The following is a 16,862-nucleotide window of genomic DNA, read 5'->3' on the forward strand; positions in this document are numbered from 1 at the left end:
CTGTCCCGTTTTTCCGTCCACCGAAGAGAGCGAGAAGCCATGAGCATCGAGGCGAACAAGGCCCTGGTCGAGCGGTACTACCACGAGCTGGTCACCGGGCAGCGGGTCGAGCTGCTGGAGGAGCTGGTCGCCGAGGACGCCGCCGACGAGACCCGGGTCGGCCCGGGCGGCAGCGGCACCCGGGCGGACTTCGAGGAGCACCTGCGCTGGCTGTGGCAGAACGTCCGCGACGTGAAGGCCACCGTGGAGGACCTGGTGGCCGAGGGCGACCGGGTGATCGCGTTCTGGCGGATCGAGGGCACCCACGTCGGGCCGATCTTCGGCGTGCCGGCCACCGGCCGGTCCTTCGTGGGCCACAGCATCAGCTGGCTGACGGTGCGGGACAACAAGGTCGTCCGTTACAACGTGCTCCCGGACCGCCTGGGCATTGTCCAGCAGCTGGCCCCGGCCATCGTCTGACCCGGCCACCTCCCCGGGCGGGCCCGGCCGTTTCCGCTTCCCCGCGGCCGGGCCCGCCGCCCGTTCCACCCGGCCACCACCACCCTCAGGAGACCGCCCATGACGACCGGCCCGACCCCGGCCGACGCCGAGGAGCTGCGCCAGCTGCTCGCCCGTTTCTCGCACGCCTTCGACAACGCCGACGCACCGGCGCTGGCCGGGGTGTTCGCCGAGGACGGGGTGATCGAACTCACCCGTACCGGCGCGGTGTTCACCGGCCTGGAGAAGATCCGGGTGTTCGCCCGCGACCTCGGCCCGGACCACCCGGACCACCAGACCCTGGACTCGGTGTTCACCGTCGACGAGGACGGCACCGTCCGCGGCCGCAGCCGCTACCTGGCGATCCTGCCGGACGGCAGCGTCCACAACGGCGACTACTTCGACGTCTACACCCGCACCCCGGACGGCTGGCGGATCGCCCACCGCCGCTCCGTGCCCCGCTACCCGCGCCAGCGCCACCACCGCGACTGATCCCCCGGTACCACCACCACCCGGCGGGTGCGCCCGGACGACGGTCCGGGCGCACCCGCCGGTCCGTGTCCACCGGTCTGTGTCCGCCGGTCTGTGTCCGCCGGTCCGTGTCCGCCGAGCCTCACCGGTGGCCACGTCCTAAGGGTGCGCTAGGGGTCCGGTAGGGGTTCGCCGCCCCCGGCCCGCCGATAGCTTCGCGGTATTCCTCCCAGCCACCCCTCGTACCCGACGGAGTCGCCAGCATGGCCATCACCGGGCCCCGGCCCCTTCCGCTGCTCGCCGCCCTCACTGCCGGGGCCCTGCTCCTGACGGGCTGCAGCTCCGGCACCGGCTCAGGTGCGGCCGCGACGGCCGGCGCGGGTGCCGGAATCGACGAGAAGCCGGTCCAGGGCGGCGCCCTGACCTACGCCACCGACGTCGAGCCGATCTCCTTCGACATCCACGTCAGCCAGCAGGACATCACCGGCGCCATCCAGCGCAACGTCTTCGACTCGCTCGTCCACCAGGACGACAAGGGCGAGTTCCAGCCCTGGCTGGCCAAGTCCTGGGAGATCGCGCCGGACCTCAAGAGCTACACCTTCCACCTGCGCGAGGACGTCAAGTTCACCGACGGCACGGTGTTCGACGCCGAGGCGGTCAAGGCCAACTTCGACCGGATCGTCGCCAAGGAGACCAAGTCCCAGTACGCGGCCAGCCTGCTCGGCCCCTACACCGGCACCGAGGTGGTCGACCCGCACACGGTCAAGGTGTCGTTCAGCGAGCCGTTCGCGCCCTTCCTCCAGGCCGCCAGCACCGCCTACCTCGGCTTCTACTCGCCCAAGGCCATCAAGGAGAACGGCGCCAAGCTCGGCGCCGGCGGCCCGGCCGACGTCGGCACCGGCCCGTTCGTGTTCACCGGCTACACCAAGGGCCAGAGCGCCGTCTTCACCCGCAACCCGGACTACAACTGGGCGCCGCCGAGCGCCAACCACCAGGGCCCGGCCTACCTGGAGAAGCTCACCATCCGCTTCCTCACCGAGGACTCGGTCCGGGTCGGCGCGCTCAGCAGCGGACAGGTCCAGGTCGCCGAGCCGATCCCGCCGGCCGACGTGCGCACCGTCCAGGGCGACCCGAAGCTGCGCACCATCGCCACCGACGCGCCCGGCGCCAACTACGCGCTGGTGCTCAACACCACCAAGGCGCCGCTGGACGACCCGAAGGTCCGCAAGGCCGTGCAGCGCGGCATCGACCTCGACACCGACATCCAGTCCGTCTACTTCGGCGTCTACAAGCGGGCCTGGAGCCCGATCGCGCCCAGCACCCCGTACTACGACAAGTCGCTCGAGAAGTCCTGGCCCTACGACAGGGCGGCCGCCGAGAAGGCGCTCGACGAGGCCGGCTGGACGGCCCGTGACGGCGAGGGTTACCGCACCAAGGACGGCAAGCGGCTCTCCCTGGAGTGGCCGCTGCCGCCCGCCGAGTACGTGCGCGAGCAGCGCGAGACCCTCGGCCAGGCGATCCAGGCCGACCTGAAGAAGATCGGCGTCGAGATCACCCGCCCCCGCCTCGACATCGGCACCTACATCGCCAACGTCTACGGCGGTAAGGAGCACATCGCCGACTACAGCTGGGCCCGCTTCGACCCGGACGTGCTGCGGCTCTACTTCAACAGCGCCAGCAAGCCCTCCACCGGCGGCCAGAACGCCACCTTCTACGAGGACGCCCAGCTCGACCAGTGGACCACCACCGGCAAGGGCACCTTCGACAAGGCCGTCCGCCAGGACGTCTACACCAAGACCCAGCAGCGCGCGATCGAGCTCGGCCTGATCGTCCCGCTGTACGTGCGCACCGCCGTCGTCGGCACCGCCGCCAAGGTCCGCGGGCTCACCGCCGACCCCAACACCTGGCTCGCCTTCCACGGTGCCTGGATCGCCAAGTGAGCACCGGAACCACCGGGTTCGCGGAGCCGGCGGTCACGCCGGCACCGGCCCGCGGCGGCGCCCCGCGCCTGCTGCGGGCCGCCGCGCGGCGGCTTCTCGGCGCGGCCGCCGTCCTGCTCGGCGCCGCCACCGTCGCCTTCGCCGCGCTCCAACTGGTCCCCGGGGACCCGGTCACCGTGATGCTCGGCCCCGGCACCGCCGCCACCCCCGAGGTCAAGGCCGCGATCCAGGAGCAGTACGGCCTGGACCGGCCGGTGCCCGTGCAGTACCTCACCTACCTCGGTCACCTGCTCACCGGCGACCTCGGCGAGTCCTACCAGCTGCAGCGCCCGGTCGCCGGCCTGATCGGCGAGCAGCTCGGCCCGACCGTCCAGCTCGGGGCGGCCGCGCTCGGCCTGGCCGTCCTGCTGGCCCTGCTCGCGGCGGTCGGCACGGCCGGACGGCGGCCCGCCCTGCGCGCGCTCAGCTCGCTCGCCGAACTGCTCGCCGTCTCCAGCCCGTCCTACTGGATCGGGATCCTGCTGCTCACCGCGTTCTCCTTCCAGCTGCGGGTCTTCCCGGTCGCCGGGGACGACGGCTTCGCCGCGCTGGTCCTGCCCGCCGTGACGCTGGCCCTGCCCGTCGCCGGGATGCTCGCACAGGTGCTGCGGGAGGGACTCGAGACGGCGCTCGGCAAGCCGTTCGTGCTCACCGCCCGTTCCCGGGGCGTGGGTTCGGCCGCCGTCGTGCTGCGGCACGGGCTTCGGCACGCGGCGGTGCCGGTGGTCACCCTCACCGGCTGGCTCACCGGATCGCTGCTCGGCGGGGCGGTGCTGGTCGAGTCGGTGTTCGGCCGGCCCGGCATCGGCGCGCTGACCCTCCAGGCGACCACCAACAAGGACCTGCCGCTGGTGATCGGGCTGGTGCTGCTCTCCGCGCTGGTCTTCGTGGTGATCTCCGCCCTCGTCGACCTGCTCTACCTCGTCATCGACCCACGGCTGAGGACCGACTGAACCGCCATGGCCCACACCACTGTTGAACCGGCCCCCGGCGCCGACGCCGTGCTGCTCAAGGCGCCGCAGGCCCCGGCCGCGCCCGCCCGTCGACGGCCCCCGCTCGCCCTCCTCCTCGCCCTGGCCGCACTCGCCCTGCTGCTGCTCGCCGCGCTCGCCCCCGGCCTGCTCAGCTCAGCCTCGCCCATCGAGACCCATCCGGTCGCGGCGCTCACCCCGCCCAGTGCCGAACACTGGTTCGGCACCGACCAGCTGGGCCGCGACCTGTTCGCCCGCGTCCTGCACGGCGCCCGGCCGTCCCTGCTGCTCGGCCTCGGCGCCACCGCCTTCGCCATCACCGGCGGCACCCTGCTCGGCCTCGCCGCCGCGCTCGGCGGCCGCTGGGCGGACCAGGTCCTGATGCGCCTCGCCGACGTGCTGCTCTCGCTGCCGCCGATCCTGCTCGCCCTGCTCGCCGTGACCGTGCTCGGCACCGGCTCGCTCAACGTGATGCTCGCCATCGCGATCGCCTTCGTCCCCGGCTACGCCCGGATCGTGCGCGCCGAGACCCTGGTCGTCCGCCGCTCCGGATACGTGGAAGCGGCGGTCGGACTCGGTCTGCCGCGCCCGCTGCTGATCGTCCGGCACGTGCTGCCGAACGCCGTCGGACCGATGCTGGTGCTCGCCACCGTCGGCTTCGGCACCGCGCTGATCGCCGCCGCCGGGCTCAGCTTCCTCGGCCTCGGCCCGCAGCCGCCCAGCCCCGAGTGGGGCGCGATGCTCTCCCAGGGGCGGCGCTTCCTCGCCACCGCCTGGTGGGTCGGCGTCTTCCCGGGCGCCGCGATCACCGCGACGGCCCTGGTCGTCAACGTCCTCGGCCGCCGCGCCCAGGCCCGCTTCACCCGGAGGACCGACGCATGACGCACCCCGACGCCGACCCCGGCACCCCGGAGTCCTCCCCGCCGCTGCTCAGCGTCGAGGGCCTGGACGTGCGCTTCGGCCCCGTGCACGCCGTCCAGGACGTCTCCTTCGCCCTCGACCGGGGCGAGTGCCTGGCCGTCGTCGGCGAGTCCGGCTCCGGCAAGAGCGTCACCGCCCGCACCCTGGTCGGCCTCACCGGCGCCGGCGGCCGCGTCCCCGCCACCGTCTCCGCCCGTCGCCTGGCCTTCGACGGCCTCGACCTCACCACCCTGACCGAGGCCCGGTGGCGGGAGGTGCGCGGGCGGCGGATCGGCCTGGTCCTCCAGGACGCCCTGGTCTCGCTCGACCCGCTGCGCACCGTCGGCGCCGAGATCGCCGAACCGCTGCGCGTCCACGGCCTCGCGCCCCGCGCCGAACTCCCCGCCCGCGTGCGCTCCCTGCTCGAACGCACCGGCGTCCCCGAACCGGACCGCCGCGCCGCCCAGTACGCCCACCAGCTCTCCGGCGGCCTGCGCCAGCGCGCGCTGATCGCCTCCGCGCTCGCCGCCGAACCGGACCTGCTGATCGCCGACGAGCCGACCACGGCCCTGGACGTCACCGTCCAGGCCCAGGTTCTCGACCTGCTCGACGAACTCCGCGGCCGGGGCACCGCCCTGCTGCTGATCAGCCACGACCTGTCGGTGGTCGGCCGCCTCGCCGACCGGGTGGCGGTGATGTTCGGCGGCCGGATCGTCGAGACCGGCCCCGCCGAACGCCTGCTCGCCGAACCGCGCCACCCCTACACCCGCGCCCTGCTCGCCGCCGTCCCCGGCGCCCGCACCCGGGGCACCCGGCTCGCCCCGGAACCGGCCGGGCGGCCCGCTCCCGCCCCCGGCGGCTGCCCCTACGCGGCCCGCTGCGCCGCGGCCGACGACACCTGCCGCAGCACCCTGCCGCCGGTCGACGCGCTCGGCTCGCGGTGCTGGCACCCGACCACGGCCGGTGCCTCGGTGCTCTCCGTCCGCGAGCCCGACCCGGCCCCGACCGCTGTCGACGGCCCCGACCGCGCCCCCCTCCTCGATGTCGACCGGATCTGCCGCTCCTTCGCCGGCCGCCCCGTCGTCCGCGACGTCTCCTTCCGGCTCCACGCGGGCGAAACGCTCGGCCTGGTCGGCGAGTCGGGCTCCGGCAAGACCACCACGGCCCGGATCGTGCTCGGCCTGGAGCGCCCCGACACCGGCAGCGTCCTCCTCGACGGCCGACCCTGGAGCGCGCGCACCGAACGGCAGCGGCGGCCGGACCGGCTGCGGATCCAGGCGGTCCAGCAGGACCCGCTCGGCTCCTTCGACCCGCGCTTCACCGTCGAACGCCTGGTCGCCGAGGCGGTCGCCCGCACCGGCGTCCCGCGCGGTCAGGAACGGCTGAAGCGCGTCACCGAACTGCTCGACCAGGTCGGCCTGCCCGCCACCCTGCTGGCCCGCCGTCCGACCGAACTCTCCGGCGGCCAGCGCCAACGCGTCGCCATCGCCCGGGCGCTGGCCCCGGCACCGGCCCTGCTGGTCTGCGACGAACCGGTGTCCGCGCTCGACCTCTCGGTGCAGGCGCAGATCCTCGACCTGCTCGCCGACCTGCGTCGCGAGCTGGGCCTCGCCCTGCTGTTCATCTCGCACGACCTCGGCGTGGTCCAGCACCTCGCCGACCGGGTCGCGGTGATGAAGGACGGCCGCCTCGTCGAGACCGCCACCGTCGACCGGCTCTTCGCCGAGCCCGAAGACCCTTACACCCGCCGGCTGCTGGCCGCCACCGCGCCGGTAGGGGCCGGCCGGTGAACGGGCCGAACCTGCTCGCCGTCGCCGACCTGCACGTGAGCCACGCCGGGAACCGTGCCGTGCTCGACGCCCTCCGCCCGGCCACCGACGAGGACTGGCTGATCGTGGCGGGCGACGTCGCCGAGCGCTTCGACGAGATCGGCGCCGCCCTCGAACTCCTCGCCGCCCGCTTCGCCCGGGTGATCTGGGCGCCGGGCAACCACGAACTCTGGACCCTCCCGGACGACCCGGTCCGGCTGCGCGGCGACGCCCGCTATCGGGCGCTGGTCGAACTCTGCCGGGGGATCGGCGTGTTGACCCCGGAGGACCCGTACGCGCTGTGGCCGGGACCGGACGGCCCGGTCGCGGTCGCCCCGCTGTTCCTGCTGTACGACTACACCTTCCGGCCGCGCGGCACCACGACGAAGGATGCCGCGCTCGCAGCAGCACATGCCGCCGGGGTGGTCTGCACCGACGAACTCTTCCTCCACGCCGACCCGTTCCCGGACCGGGAGAGCTGGTGCCAGGCCAGGGTGGCGGTCACCGAACGCCGCCTGGCCGCGCTCGATCCGGCGCTGCCCACGGTGCTGGTCAACCACTTCCCGCTCCGGCGGGAGGAGACGTATTTGTTGCGCCACCCGGAGTTCGCGCTGTGGTGCGGCACCGAGCAGACCGCCGACTGGCACCGCCGGTTCAACGCGGCAGCGGTGGTGTACGGGCATCTGCACATCCCGCGCACCGTCAGGGCGGACGGCGTCCCGTTCCACGAGGTGTCGCTCGGTTACCCGCACGAGTGGTCCCGCCGGGGCGGCGTGCCGACGCCGCTGCGCCGCATTCTCCCCGCTCCGGCTCCTGTTCGTGCTGAACGCCCGTTGGTCGGCCCCGCCGTGCGGCTCTGACAACAGTGGGCTCCCGACCGTGATTTCGGTCGGGAGCCCACTGTGCGTTCGGATCAGACGGTACCGAACTCGCCAGCCTGCACAGCGGCGACGAAGGATCGCCAGGCGTCGGAGGGGAAGACGAGGGCCGGGCCGACGGGGTCCTTGGAGTCGCGGACAGGTACGAGTCCAGGAAAGTCTGCTGTCACCTCGACACAGTTGCCGCCGTTTCCGCTGTAGGTACTCTTGCGCCAGCTCACAGGGGTCATGCCGCCCACGGTAGCGCGACCATCTCAACACCTCTGCCCCGACCGGAAATCTGGTCGGGGCAGAGGATTGGCTTCAGGTCAGACCGTGCCGAACTCGCCTGCCTGCACACCGGCGATGAATGCGCTCCAGGTGTCGGCCGGGAAGACGAGTACCGGGCCAGCGGGGTCCTTGGAGTCGCGGACAGGGACGAGGCCGGGAAAGTCCGCTGTCACCTCGACACATGTGCCTCCGTTGTCGCTGTGCGAACTCCTGCGCCACCTGGCGCCTGACGGATCAATGTGCATGGCGTTCATGTTCCTTCCGTGTCGCAGGCAGTCCGGCCCGGGGAAGTGTGTCCACCTGAGGTCGATCGTACTTTCTTGCCCGACCCGTGACGGAGGTCTACCGGCAACCAGGAGGTCGGCTCAGGATCCGGGGGGAGTGGGAAGTCGGTTCTGCCGACTTCCCACTCCGGACTCCAGGGACAGCCGTTCTCATGTCTGGCTCAACATGTGTGCCCCCGACCGGCGTGCGGTCGGGGGCACACAGTGCGTTGGGTCAGACGGTGCCGAACTCGCCTGCCTGCACGCCGGCGACGAATGCGCTCCAGGTGTCGGCCGGGAAGACGAGGGTCGGACCCTGGGGGTCCTTGGAGTCACGGACGGGGACGAGGCCGGGGAAGTCAGGTGCGATCTCGACACACGAGCCCCCGTTGTTGCTGTGGGAGGACTTGAACCAGGCGGCGTTGGACAGGTCTACGGGGCCGTTCATGACGTTCCTTTCACGCCTGACGGATCATCTCCAGAGAGGCGACTTTCGGCAGCGCTTCCACTGTCAGCTGATGGTAGTCCCTTTCCAAGGGTCGGGAGGTTTCGCTCTGCCGAGCGAGGAACCCTCGCATCTGGCATTCCGAGTAGGCGAGCAACGAGCGGTCCGTCATGGTCAGTAGCGTGACCATCATCGTGAAGGGCAGTTCCTCCGCCAGACTGTAAGGCGCGATCTGGATGGTGATGTTGGGCCGGGTCGCGAGCTCCTCCAAGCGGCGGAACTGGCGTCGCATCACCTCGGGTCCTCCCACTCGCCGGTGGAGACATCCCTCGTCCAGGACGAAGTGGAGCCAGGGGGCGGACTTGCGGGTCAGTAGCTTCTGGCGAGTCAGTAGGAAGCTGAGCCGCTCGTCCGCCTGCTCCTGGGTGATCTTTCCCCGTCGTACAGCGGCGGATGCGAATGCTTGGGCGTACTCCGGCGATTGCAGGAGCCCAGGGACGACGCCGAGTTCGAAGTGTCGGATCTCGGCGGCCTTGGCCTCCTGAGCTGCATATTCGGAGAACCCCTCCAGCAATGAGGTGTTGCCGATGTTCCAGAACATCAGCTCCAAGGTCCCGCCCGTATCAAGTGCGTCATCGGCCTTGATGGCGAAGGGCTGAGTGGGATTGCGCGTACCTCTTTCGATGGAGGACACGAGGGTGTCGCTGTAGCCGATGATCGCTCCCAGTCTCACCTGGGTCAGCTTCTTCGCCTCGCGTGACCTGCGGAGTTGCACGCCGAAGGCTGCCGCTGGCGATGACGTCGGGTCAAGTTTTGTTCGCCGCATGTTCGATCGCCTCTCGCGACTGAGTCCCACATGGCCGAAGTGTCCAGTGCGAACCCTTCCGATCGTAGATCCTCGGACTCCACCATGGATACGGGTCGTAGTGATCCCGCTGCACACCGCAACCAATGGAGCCCCCATGCCCGTCTACACCCCTGCCGTCGGCGAGGTCGTCCGTGACCTCGCGCACCGGGACACCTCCGGCAAGCCCCTCGAGGCCGTGTACATGGACACCCTCGCCGGGCTCGTCTACCTCCGCCCCACCACCGGCGGCTGCGAGTGGACCACCAAGCCCAACCGCATCCAGGCCCTCCCCAGCCCCCGCTTCCTCACCGTCCAGCACCCCAGCCGGCCCCGCACCGCCGACCCGGCGTGAACCGCTCCGCCAAGCTCGTCCTCGCCGCCCTCGGCGTCCCCGCCCTCAGCGCCCTGGCCGCCACCCTCGTCTGCTGGCCCATCCGCCACGGACCCCTCGCACCCCGACTCCTCATCTTCGGCCTGATCCTCGCCACCGGCATCAGCGCCGGACTCCCCGCCTGCCTCCACTGGCTCACCCCCGAGCGGGACCCCGACCAGCACTGACCCCCCAGGAGCCCCACCGTGCCGCACCACCACCACGCCCTCGTCCTCAACCGCGACGGCGCCGTCCTCCTGATCGCCACCACCCGCACCCCGGGCCTCACCCTCCCCGGCGGACCCGCCGAGACCGACGAACTCCCCCACCACGCCGCCCGCCGCCACACCGAGACCCAGACCGGCCTCGTCCTCCCCCTCCTGCGCATCCTCGCCACCGACCACACCGACACCCACCCCCAGGCCCTCCACCTCGTCCACTGGGGCGGCCGCCTCAATCCCGCCCAGGAATCCACCACCGCCCGCCACCGACCCCCGCACACCGTCACCGGCGTCCACTGGGTCCACCACACCCGCCTCGCCGACGCCATGCACCCCGACCACCACCGCCGCACCGCCCACGCCCTCGACGCCCTCACCCGAGGCACCCACCTCCCCCTCCTCCTCCGCGGCACCCCCGCCGAATAGCCCGGGCGCCGGTGCGTGCTGCGGGGAGTGGGAAGTCGGTGCGGCCGACTTCCCACTCCGAGCCCAGCTCCGTGGAACTGGGCCCAATACGTCGGTTCCCGACCGGGAAGCCGGTCGGGAACCGACGCCGAACCCTCCCACCCGCATGCCTACGACGGACCACCGTTGGGGCGTGGGCAGGCGAAAGAGCCGGTGGGCTCTCGGCGCCCGTATCGCGGCGCCCCGTTCGAGGTGCGCTGGACGGGTTCGACCTCGCAGGTCGGTGCGAGCACGGGGGAGTGGGAAGTCGACGGCATCGACTTCCCACTCGGTGATCGCCAACCCAACTGGCCTGCGATCACTGGCCTGCGATCACCGGCCTCCCGGGCACCTCAGAAGCCGTTCGGCCTGTCGGCCGTCGCGGGGAGGAGCTCGCCGAGCAGGCTCGGGACCAGAACTGGTCCCACGAGGAGAATCCGGGGTCCCTGCCGCAGCGGCAGGTGTCCGACCGAAAGTCCGGGGGCACCACGATGCGGATCCGCACCGCACATTCTCCGCAGGTGAAGAGGCTGGAGGATTCGATCCCGACCACTTGCCCTCGCAACGAGGCGGGCCGCCCCTACCGGACCCGCCGACGACGCGAGCTCCCGGCGAAGGAGAACCGGTGCGGCCGAGCATCGTCAGGAGACATCAGGCGAACCGGTAGTAGACGACATCAGCGAGATCCGCACGGTCGAATGTGGAGGGGTTGGTGAGGTGACTGTCGAACGGGCCCACCTTCGACACCGAGGCACCCCGGCGGAAGACGATCTGGAGGCCGTGCTCGGGCTCCCAAGCACACTCTCACTCCACGGAGACATATACCTGCCGGTCGCCGTGGGCGTCCTCCCGCTGGACCGACACCTCACCACCTCCGAGCCTGACATGCGACCAGACGTCGTCCGGGCCGGCGATGGCCACGAAGTCCTCATCGCCGCCCACCTCGGCCTTCACGTCCAAGTAGTACTGGAAGACCGGCTCTGATGCGGACCTCAGAGCCGACTCGTCCAGCCCCAGAAACGCGCTGATGGCCGACTCGAAGTCGACCTTCGCGTCGTCGTCGTCATAGCCGGAGACCACGAACCGGCACTGGGCGTCCCCGAAGACGGGGACGGGAAGCGGCGTACTCACGTAGTCGCCGAAGTCCGCATCGAGGGTTACGGGGCCGAGGCCGGGGATCTCCATGTGTGCACCCTACGGCTGGCAACGAGAGCCCTGAACTTACTACCCCGGGAGCAGTTCTGCGGGGCTGGTGGGCGGTCAATCCTGCGAGAGCGCCGCCACCTCTGTCTGCTTCGTTGTGGCGGGCCACCCGGTGGCCCGCCACAACGAGGTCGGACCGGAGGTCCGTGACCCGGAGTGGGAAGTCGGTTCCGTCGACTTCCCACTCCGGCGTTGCGGCCTATGTGGTGGGCCTGACTCTGTCGGGCCCGGGCTGTCCGCCCTGGCCGTGCGTTTCCTCTACAGTCCCCCAGTCATCGCCGCCGTCCCGTTCGTGGCGACCGGTGCCGAAGCCCTGACGGAACGCCTCTGCTCAAAAGCATCGGGAGCGGCGAACAGGTCCTGGAGGGTCTGGGTCGCCAGGTTGAGCAGCCAGGTGTGGGCGGGGTCGTCGTCGTAGCGCTGGTGCCAGAGCAGATAGAGCTGTACGGGAGGCAGCTCGAACGGCAACGGCAGCACGGTGAGGCTCAGTTGCTCGCGGGCCGAGCGGGTGACCGCTTCGGGGACGGTGACCACGACGTCGGTGTCGCGGGCGAGTTGCAGCGCGGTGTCCGTCGCGGGGGCGGCGACGACGACACGGCGCTCGTGGCCGAGGGCGGCGACGACATCGTCGACCCGGTCGCGCAGCTCTCCGCGCCGGGAGACGGTCACGTGATCGGCGGCCGCGTACCTCTCGACGGTCACCGGCCCTTCGGTGAGCGGATGCCCCGCCCGGAGGGCGAGGATGATCCTGTCCTGGCCGATGAGGCGGTGCCGGATGTCGGGCTGGGGCGGTGGTCCCGCACTGGAGGCCACATCGACCTCGCCGCGACGCAGCTCGGGACTGTCGTGGCCCGGCTCGACCGTGAGGCGTATTCGCACCTTCGGCGCCTGGCGGTGCACCGCGGCGACGAGGGCGCTCCCGCAGGCGGTGGTCAGGGCGTCGTGCAAGCGGACGGTGAACACCCGCTCCAGCCCCGCCAGGTCGAGGTCCGTACGGGCGGACAGCAACTGGTGGGCCTGCTGGACCAGGACATGGACCTCCGTGCGCATGGCCAGTGCACGGGGGGTGGGCGTCATGTGGCGTCCCGTGCGCACCAGGATCTGGTCACCGGTGGCTTTGCGGATCCGCCCCAGCGAGCGGCTCATCGCCGGCGCCGTGACGTGGAGCCGGTCCGCGGCTCCGGCCACGCTGCCCTCCTCCAGCAGCGCGTCCAGGGCCGTGAGCAGGTTCAGGTCCAGTTGCATGCCGGTCACTATACGAGTGAGAAACATGCACTTGACTCGGTCGGCCCGATGTCGTAGGCGGTGGCGGCGGGACGGGCGCTGGTGCGGAAGGCCCCGCGGTTCCGGTCGGCCGTCCGACCCTTCGTGGTGCAATGTCGCTCATGGCAACACTTCTCGATGTGGCACAGAGGTTCCGTTCCCTGCACGTACCAGGTGTGCCGTTGGTCCTGCCCAACGCGTGGGACGGTGCTTCCGCCCGGACAGTCGCGGCCGCGGGTGCCGCTGCGATCGCGACCACGAGTGCCGGGGTCGCCTGGTCGCTCGGGTGCGGCGACGGCGGGCACATGACCCGCGACCAGGCGCTCGGCGCGATCGCGCGGATCACAGCCGTCGTCGACGTTCCGGTCACGGCCGACATCGAACGCGGCTACGCGACCGATGCGCCCGGCGTGGCCGAGACCGTCCGGGGCGTGCTCGCCGCCGGAGCCGTGGGCATCAACCTGGAAGACACCCTGCGCCCGGTCGCCGAGCAGGTCGAACGCATCTCGGCCGCCCGCCGCGCCGCGGACGAGACCGGCGTCCCGCTGTTCATCAACGCCCGCATCGACACGCACCGTCTGCCGCCCGGTGACCGCACGGCCTGGCTGGACGAAACCCTGACCCGCGCCCGTGCCTATGCGACGGCCGGCGCGGACGGCATCTTCGTCCTCGGCGCACCGGACGCCGCGACGGTCAGGACGCTCGTGAGCTCCCAGCCCCTCCCGGTGAACGTTCTGGCCGGCCCCGGCACGCTCCCGGTGTCCGAACTCGCGAAGGCGGGAGCCGCCCGGGTCAGCGCGGGGTCCTTCATCGCCGAGGCGGCGTACGGCCTGGTCCGCCGGGCGGCTCGCGAACTTCTGGAGACGGGTACGACGAGCACGCTGGAGGGAGGATTCGACTACGCCACCCTCAACGGGCTGCTCCTGGCCGGGACCTCGGACTGAGACGCGGTCAAGAGCGCAGCCACGGGGGGCGGTCGGCCGTAGGCCCGACCTCGGTGCGGCGCCCGTAGGTCTGCGTGCCGAAGCCCGTGGGTCGGCCCTCCACCGCTGCCTCGCCACCGGTGGTCGGCCCGCCGGCGGTCACGCAGCAGTCGCATGATCCGCAGGACAGGACAGGACAGGGCAGGGGAGTGGAGTGGAGTGGGAAGTCGGTGTCGGCGACTTCCCACTCCGGCACTGCCGCAGCCGTGGCCGGGCTGTGGCGGCACGGAGGAACAGCCGTCCGGCCTCGACGCGTCGCCCTGACAGGCCGCAGCGGCCGGGTCGCGGCACTAACCTGCGGTGGTGACCGGAACCGAGCTGGATGAATTGATCGTTGCTGACGGCGCTGCGCTGCGCGCGTGGCTGCTGGACAACCACACGGCCTCTCCCGGCGTCTGGCTCGCTCTGACCAGGAAGGGCGGCCGCGTCACCGCGCTGACCTGGCAGCAGGCGGTCGACGAGGCACTGTGCTTCGGCTGGATCGACGGGCAGGCCCGCAAGCGCGACGAGGAGAGTTCCTGGAGGCGCTTCACCCCGCGCCGGGCCCGCAGCGTCTGGTCCCGGCGCAACGTCGCCAACGTGGCCCGGTTGGAGGCGGCCGGTCTGATGCTGCCTGCCGGCCGCGCCGCGGTGGACGCCGCGAAGGCCGACGGGAGGTGGGCGGCCGCCTACGCGCCGTCGTCGGAGGCGGAGGTGCCGGCCGACCTGCTGGCCGCGATCGCCGCCGACCCGGCGGCGCAGGCGATGTTCGAGGTGCTCACCAGGACCAACCGGTTCGCCCTCATCAACCGGGTCAACGCCGTCAAGCAGGCCGGGACACGCACCCGGAAGATCGCCGAGTGCGTGGCGATGCTGGCCCGGCACGAGACGTTCCACCCGCAGCGGGCCAGGCCGGAGGGCTCCCCGACGGCGTGACCGGGCGACGGTGCGTCCGCTGCGGGTCGGTCCGGCCGCGCGGTGCGAGAAGGCCGTCACCGCCTACGTGCCACCGTCGTCGTCGCGTCGTGGCACCACCGCGGCAGCCTGCTCAGTCGTCGAACCACACGACGAGCCGCACGTTGTCGTCACCGTACCGTGCGGCGAGTTCCGTCGCCGTACCACTCGGTCAGTTGCGCGAACCGTGCGCTCACCCCGGCCGAAGCGTCGGCGGGCAGGCCCCGGCCCGCCGCCAAGGGGCGGAAGTTCGCGTAGTTGCGGACCCCGAAGAGGCAGCCGAACGCGTCGTAGTCGCGACCCACGCCGAGGGAGTGGAGGTCGTGCGAGGCGTGCCGGACGGGCTCCTGATCGTCCTGCGGCGCCCGGTATTCGAGGTAGCCGGTGATGTCTGTCCCCATGGCAGGCATTCCGGCCACCGGGTCAACAGGGTTTCGTCCACCCCGGATCGACGGTCTGCGCGTCCGTGAGCTGGGCGGCCGGGAGGCCAGGCGGGGGGTTACGGTCCCGGGCGAACGCCTCTCCTCCTCGGCAGGCCTTGTGCCTTCCCGGCCGGGACCGGCGCCACCCACCTCGGCCCGCAGGCCGGTCGGGGTCCGGGGAGTGGGAAGTCGGTGTCGCCGACTTCCCACTCCCCCCGTGTGACCGGTATCACTCCGAAAGGAAAACCCGCAGGCCCGGCCGCCCGTCTACCAGGTGTGAGACGCGCAAGAGCGGCAGCACCGCCGCAGGAACTGGACGAGGAGCAGCTGCTCCGACGGGTGGCCCGGGGGGACCGGGTCGCCTTCGAGGAGCTGTACCGGCGCACGTCGCCGTGGCTGGCGGTGCGGCTGCGGCGGCGCTGCGCCGACGAGCAGATGGTCGCCGAGGTGATGCAGGAGACCTATCTCGCGGTATGGCGGGCGGCGGGCTCCTTCACCGGCAGCGGGGCTGTCGGCAGCGGGACCGTCGGCAGCGGCGTCGGCGGCTCGGCCGTGGGCTGGCTGTGGACGATCGCGGCCCGCCGCCTGGTCGACGCGTTCCGGCGCCGGGCCCACCACGCCGAGCCGCCCTTGGCCGCCGCCCCGCACCCGGTGGCGCCCGCCGCCGAGGACGAGGCGCTGCTCGCCACCGTCGGCGGCGACGTCGGGGACGCGCTGGGCCGCCTCGCGCCCGAACTCAGGGACGTGCTGCGGGCCATGGTGCTCGACGGACTGTCCGTCCGGGAGACGGCCGTCGTCCTCGGACTGCCCGAGGGCACGGTCAAGACCCGTGCCCGCCGGGCCCGGACCGCGATGCGGGAGGCACTGGCATGACCGTCGAACACCCCTCGGACCGGCTGCTCGCCGGCTACGTGGACGACGGCGCCCCCCTCGCCGCCGACGAGCTGTGGGCCGTCGAAGCCCATCTCGAGACCTGCCCGGCCTGCCGGGACCGGCTGTCGGCCGCCGTCGGCACCGAGGCGCCCGCCGTTGCGGCGCTCACCGCCGCCGTCTGGTCGGAGCTGGAACCGCAGCTGGCCGTGGCCGCCCCCGCACCCCCGCGCCGCCTCGCGGCCCGGCTGGCCACCTGGACGACGCCCGCCATGGCGCCGTGGCTGGCCATGGTGCTGGTCGTCACCGCGCTCGCGCTGCTGCTGGACCGGGTGAACCCGGAGCCGGGGCCGGACCGGGTCTCCCTGCTGCTGGTACTGGCCCCCGTGCTGCCGGTCGGCGGGGTCGCGGCCGCCTGGTCGCGCGGCCTCGACCCGGCGTACGAGCTGACCGCCGCCACCCCGCGCGCCGGACTGCCGCTGCTGCTGCGGCGCACCGCCGCCGTGCTCGCCGTGGTGCTGCCCGCGCTGCTGCTGGGCGGCTGGGCGACGGGCGTGACGGCGGCGCAGTGGCTGCTGCCCTGCCTGGCGTTCACCTCGACGACGCTGGCGCTCGGCGCCCTGGTCGGGGTGACCCGGGCCGCCCTCGTGGTGGCCGTCGGCTGGCTCGCGGTGGTGGTGGCGCCGACCCTGGCCGCCGGCCGGACCGCCGCCGTGCTGGGGGCGGACGGCCTGCCGGTCTGGGGCCCGGTGCTCGCACTCGGCGTGGCGGTGCTGGCCGCCCGGCGCGGCGCCTGGACCGCGCCGGGCGAGCACGGCTGACCCGTCCCACGTCACCCCCCACC

The 16,862-nt window shown here is 72.3% G+C and carries 20 protein-coding genes and 1 pseudogene; 14 read left to right on the forward strand and 7 right to left on the reverse strand.

Translation table 11 applies throughout. The annotated features are described in order from the left end of the window. Positions 1 to 39: 39 nt before the first annotated feature. The 7 genes from BLU95_RS33370 to BLU95_RS33400 all read left to right on the forward strand — a co-directional run bounded on the left by BLU95_RS33370 (position 40) and on the right by BLU95_RS33400 (position 7,466). Positions 40 to 459, forward strand: coding sequence for an ester cyclase (locus BLU95_RS33370; protein ID WP_030398551.1), 420 nt, complete (start codon positions 40 to 42; stop codon positions 457 to 459). A 99-nt stretch (positions 460 to 558) separates the two neighbouring features. Further along, positions 559 to 969 (forward strand): nuclear transport factor 2 family protein, encoded by a 411-nt coding sequence (locus BLU95_RS33375; RefSeq protein ID WP_093863262.1) that lies wholly within the window; start codon positions 559 to 561, stop codon positions 967 to 969. 242 nt (positions 970 to 1,211) lie between these two features. Further along, a complete protein-coding gene (locus BLU95_RS33380) occupies positions 1,212 to 2,888 on the forward strand; it encodes an ABC transporter substrate-binding protein (protein WP_093863263.1) in 1,677 nt (558 codons plus the stop codon). Beyond that, a complete protein-coding gene (locus BLU95_RS33385; protein WP_231978008.1) occupies positions 2,885 to 3,880 on the forward strand; it encodes an ABC transporter permease in 996 nt (331 codons plus the stop codon). The genes BLU95_RS33380 and BLU95_RS33385 overlap by 4 nt, the downstream gene beginning before the upstream one ends. 6 nt (positions 3,881 to 3,886) lie before the next feature. Continuing rightward, positions 3,887 to 4,780, forward strand: coding sequence for an ABC transporter permease (locus BLU95_RS33390; RefSeq protein WP_093863264.1), 894 nt, complete (start codon positions 3,887 to 3,889; stop codon positions 4,778 to 4,780). Further along, a complete protein-coding gene (locus BLU95_RS33395; protein WP_093863265.1) occupies positions 4,777 to 6,588 on the forward strand; it encodes a dipeptide ABC transporter ATP-binding protein in 1,812 nt (603 codons plus the stop codon). The genes BLU95_RS33390 and BLU95_RS33395 overlap by 4 nt, the downstream gene beginning before the upstream one ends. Next, positions 6,585 to 7,466, forward strand: coding sequence for a metallophosphoesterase family protein (locus tag BLU95_RS33400; RefSeq protein WP_093863266.1), 882 nt, complete (start codon positions 6,585 to 6,587; stop codon positions 7,464 to 7,466). The genes BLU95_RS33395 and BLU95_RS33400 overlap by 4 nt, the downstream gene beginning before the upstream one ends. Before the next feature lie 53 nt (positions 7,467 to 7,519). Here the strand turns inward: BLU95_RS33400 and BLU95_RS33405 are convergent, their stop codons facing one another. The 4 genes from BLU95_RS33405 to BLU95_RS33420 all read right to left on the reverse strand — a co-directional run bounded on the left by BLU95_RS33405 (position 7,520) and on the right by BLU95_RS33420 (position 9,318). After that, the gene (locus BLU95_RS33405; RefSeq protein WP_093865305.1) at positions 7,520 to 7,714 is read right to left on the reverse strand and encodes a DUF397 domain-containing protein; all 195 of its coding nucleotides are present in this window, start codon (positions 7,712 to 7,714) and stop codon (positions 7,520 to 7,522) included. A 78-nt stretch (positions 7,715 to 7,792) separates the two neighbouring features. Beyond that, the gene (locus BLU95_RS33410; protein ID WP_093865306.1) at positions 7,793 to 7,999 is read right to left on the reverse strand and encodes a DUF397 domain-containing protein; all 207 of its coding nucleotides are present in this window, start codon (positions 7,997 to 7,999) and stop codon (positions 7,793 to 7,795) included. 253 nt (positions 8,000 to 8,252) lie between these two features. Further along, positions 8,253 to 8,465 carry a DUF397 domain-containing protein gene (locus BLU95_RS33415; protein ID WP_093863267.1) on the reverse strand — a complete coding sequence of 71 codons (213 nt, stop codon included), beginning with the start codon at positions 8,463 to 8,465 and terminating at the stop codon, positions 8,253 to 8,255. Between the two features lie 10 nt (positions 8,466 to 8,475). Next, the gene (locus BLU95_RS33420) at positions 8,476 to 9,318 is read right to left on the reverse strand and encodes a helix-turn-helix domain-containing protein (protein ID WP_159425090.1); all 843 of its coding nucleotides are present in this window, start codon (positions 9,316 to 9,318) and stop codon (positions 8,476 to 8,478) included. 106 nt (positions 9,319 to 9,424) lie between these two features. Here BLU95_RS33420 and BLU95_RS33425 point away from each other — a divergent pair, with 106 nt between their 5' ends. Genes BLU95_RS33425 through BLU95_RS33435 form a run of 3 tightly spaced genes read left to right on the forward strand, consistent with a single transcriptional unit; the run spans position 9,425 to position 10,326 of the window. Then, positions 9,425 to 9,661 (forward strand): hypothetical protein, encoded by a 237-nt coding sequence (locus BLU95_RS33425; RefSeq protein ID WP_093863269.1) that lies wholly within the window; start codon positions 9,425 to 9,427, stop codon positions 9,659 to 9,661. Continuing rightward, entirely contained in the window at positions 9,658 to 9,867 is a 210-nt protein-coding gene (locus tag BLU95_RS33430) for a hypothetical protein (RefSeq protein WP_093863270.1), read from the forward strand. Before BLU95_RS33425 ends, BLU95_RS33430 begins: the two co-directional genes overlap by 4 nt. Positions 9,868 to 9,885: 18 nt before the next feature. Then, the gene (locus tag BLU95_RS33435; protein WP_093863271.1) at positions 9,886 to 10,326 is read left to right on the forward strand and encodes an NUDIX domain-containing protein; all 441 of its coding nucleotides are present in this window, start codon (positions 9,886 to 9,888) and stop codon (positions 10,324 to 10,326) included. Between the two features lie 669 nt (positions 10,327 to 10,995). Here the strand turns inward: BLU95_RS33435 and BLU95_RS33445 are convergent. Both BLU95_RS33445 and BLU95_RS33450 read right to left on the reverse strand, forming a co-directional pair. Further along, positions 10,996 to 11,529: pseudogene (locus tag BLU95_RS33445) on the reverse strand (DUF6985 domain-containing protein). Positions 11,530 to 11,805: 276 nt separating this feature from the next. Beyond that, the gene (locus tag BLU95_RS33450) at positions 11,806 to 12,792 is read right to left on the reverse strand and encodes a LysR family transcriptional regulator (protein WP_162497198.1); all 987 of its coding nucleotides are present in this window, start codon (positions 12,790 to 12,792) and stop codon (positions 11,806 to 11,808) included. 140 nt (positions 12,793 to 12,932) lie between these two features. On the opposite strand from BLU95_RS33450, the gene BLU95_RS33455 reads away from it, so the two are divergent. Together BLU95_RS33455 and BLU95_RS33460 are read left to right on the forward strand one after the other, a co-directional pair. After that, entirely contained in the window at positions 12,933 to 13,754 is an 822-nt protein-coding gene (locus tag BLU95_RS33455; protein WP_093865308.1) for an isocitrate lyase/PEP mutase family protein, read from the forward strand. A gap of 339 nt (positions 13,755 to 14,093) precedes the next feature. After that, positions 14,094 to 14,708: a YdeI/OmpD-associated family protein gene (locus BLU95_RS33460; protein ID WP_197698651.1), complete on the forward strand. Its 615-nt coding sequence runs from the start codon at positions 14,094 to 14,096 to the stop codon at positions 14,706 to 14,708. Between the two features lie 149 nt (positions 14,709 to 14,857). On the opposite strand, the gene BLU95_RS33465 is transcribed toward BLU95_RS33460, so the two are convergent. Next, a complete protein-coding gene (locus BLU95_RS33465) occupies positions 14,858 to 15,127 on the reverse strand; it encodes a hypothetical protein (RefSeq protein WP_093863273.1) in 270 nt (89 codons plus the stop codon). A 360-nt stretch (positions 15,128 to 15,487) separates the two neighbouring features. Between BLU95_RS33465 and BLU95_RS33470 the strand changes: the two genes are divergently transcribed. Together BLU95_RS33470 and BLU95_RS33475 are read left to right on the forward strand one after the other, a co-directional pair. Then, positions 15,488 to 16,021 carry an RNA polymerase sigma factor gene (locus BLU95_RS33470; protein WP_197698831.1) on the forward strand — a complete coding sequence of 178 codons (534 nt, stop codon included), beginning with the start codon at positions 15,488 to 15,490 and terminating at the stop codon, positions 16,019 to 16,021. Beyond that, a complete protein-coding gene (locus BLU95_RS33475; RefSeq protein WP_093863274.1) occupies positions 16,018 to 16,839 on the forward strand; it encodes a zf-HC2 domain-containing protein in 822 nt (273 codons plus the stop codon). The genes BLU95_RS33470 and BLU95_RS33475 overlap by 4 nt, the downstream gene beginning before the upstream one ends. Positions 16,840 to 16,862: the final 23 nt, after the last annotated feature.

It is taken from the genome of Streptomyces sp. TLI_053, assembly GCF_900105395.1.
GTDB lineage: Bacteria > Actinomycetota > Actinomycetes > Streptomycetales > Streptomycetaceae > Kitasatospora.

Bases quoted from the DNA above. Each gene is read 5' to 3' on its own strand.
- BLU95_RS33370 (WP_030398551.1), top strand. From the start codon at position 40: ATGAGCATCGAGGCGAACAAGGCCCTGGTCGAGCGGTACTACCACGAG.
- BLU95_RS33450 (WP_162497198.1), bottom strand. From the start codon at position 12,792: ATGCAACTGGACCTGAACCTGCTCACGGCCCTGGACGCGCTGCTGGAG.
- BLU95_RS33375 (WP_093863262.1), top strand. From the start codon at position 559: ATGACGACCGGCCCGACCCCGGCCGACGCCGAGGAGCTGCGCCAGCTG.
- BLU95_RS33455 (WP_093865308.1), top strand. From the start codon at position 12,933: ATGGCAACACTTCTCGATGTGGCACAGAGGTTCCGTTCCCTGCACGTA.
- BLU95_RS33475 (WP_093863274.1), top strand. From the start codon at position 16,018: ATGACCGTCGAACACCCCTCGGACCGGCTGCTCGCCGGCTACGTGGAC.
- BLU95_RS33405 (WP_093865305.1), bottom strand. From the start codon at position 7,714: ATGACCCCTGTGAGCTGGCGCAAGAGTACCTACAGCGGAAACGGCGGC.
- BLU95_RS33425 (WP_093863269.1), top strand. From the start codon at position 9,425: ATGCCCGTCTACACCCCTGCCGTCGGCGAGGTCGTCCGTGACCTCGCG.
- BLU95_RS33395 (WP_093863265.1), top strand. From the start codon at position 4,777: ATGACGCACCCCGACGCCGACCCCGGCACCCCGGAGTCCTCCCCGCCG.
- BLU95_RS33410 (WP_093865306.1), bottom strand. From the start codon at position 7,999: ATGCACATTGATCCGTCAGGCGCCAGGTGGCGCAGGAGTTCGCACAGC.
- BLU95_RS33465 (WP_093863273.1), bottom strand. From the start codon at position 15,127: ATGGGGACAGACATCACCGGCTACCTCGAATACCGGGCGCCGCAGGAC.
- BLU95_RS33415 (WP_093863267.1), bottom strand. From the start codon at position 8,465: ATGAACGGCCCCGTAGACCTGTCCAACGCCGCCTGGTTCAAGTCCTCC.
- BLU95_RS33390 (WP_093863264.1), top strand. From the start codon at position 3,887: ATGGCCCACACCACTGTTGAACCGGCCCCCGGCGCCGACGCCGTGCTG.
- BLU95_RS33380 (WP_093863263.1), top strand. From the start codon at position 1,212: ATGGCCATCACCGGGCCCCGGCCCCTTCCGCTGCTCGCCGCCCTCACT.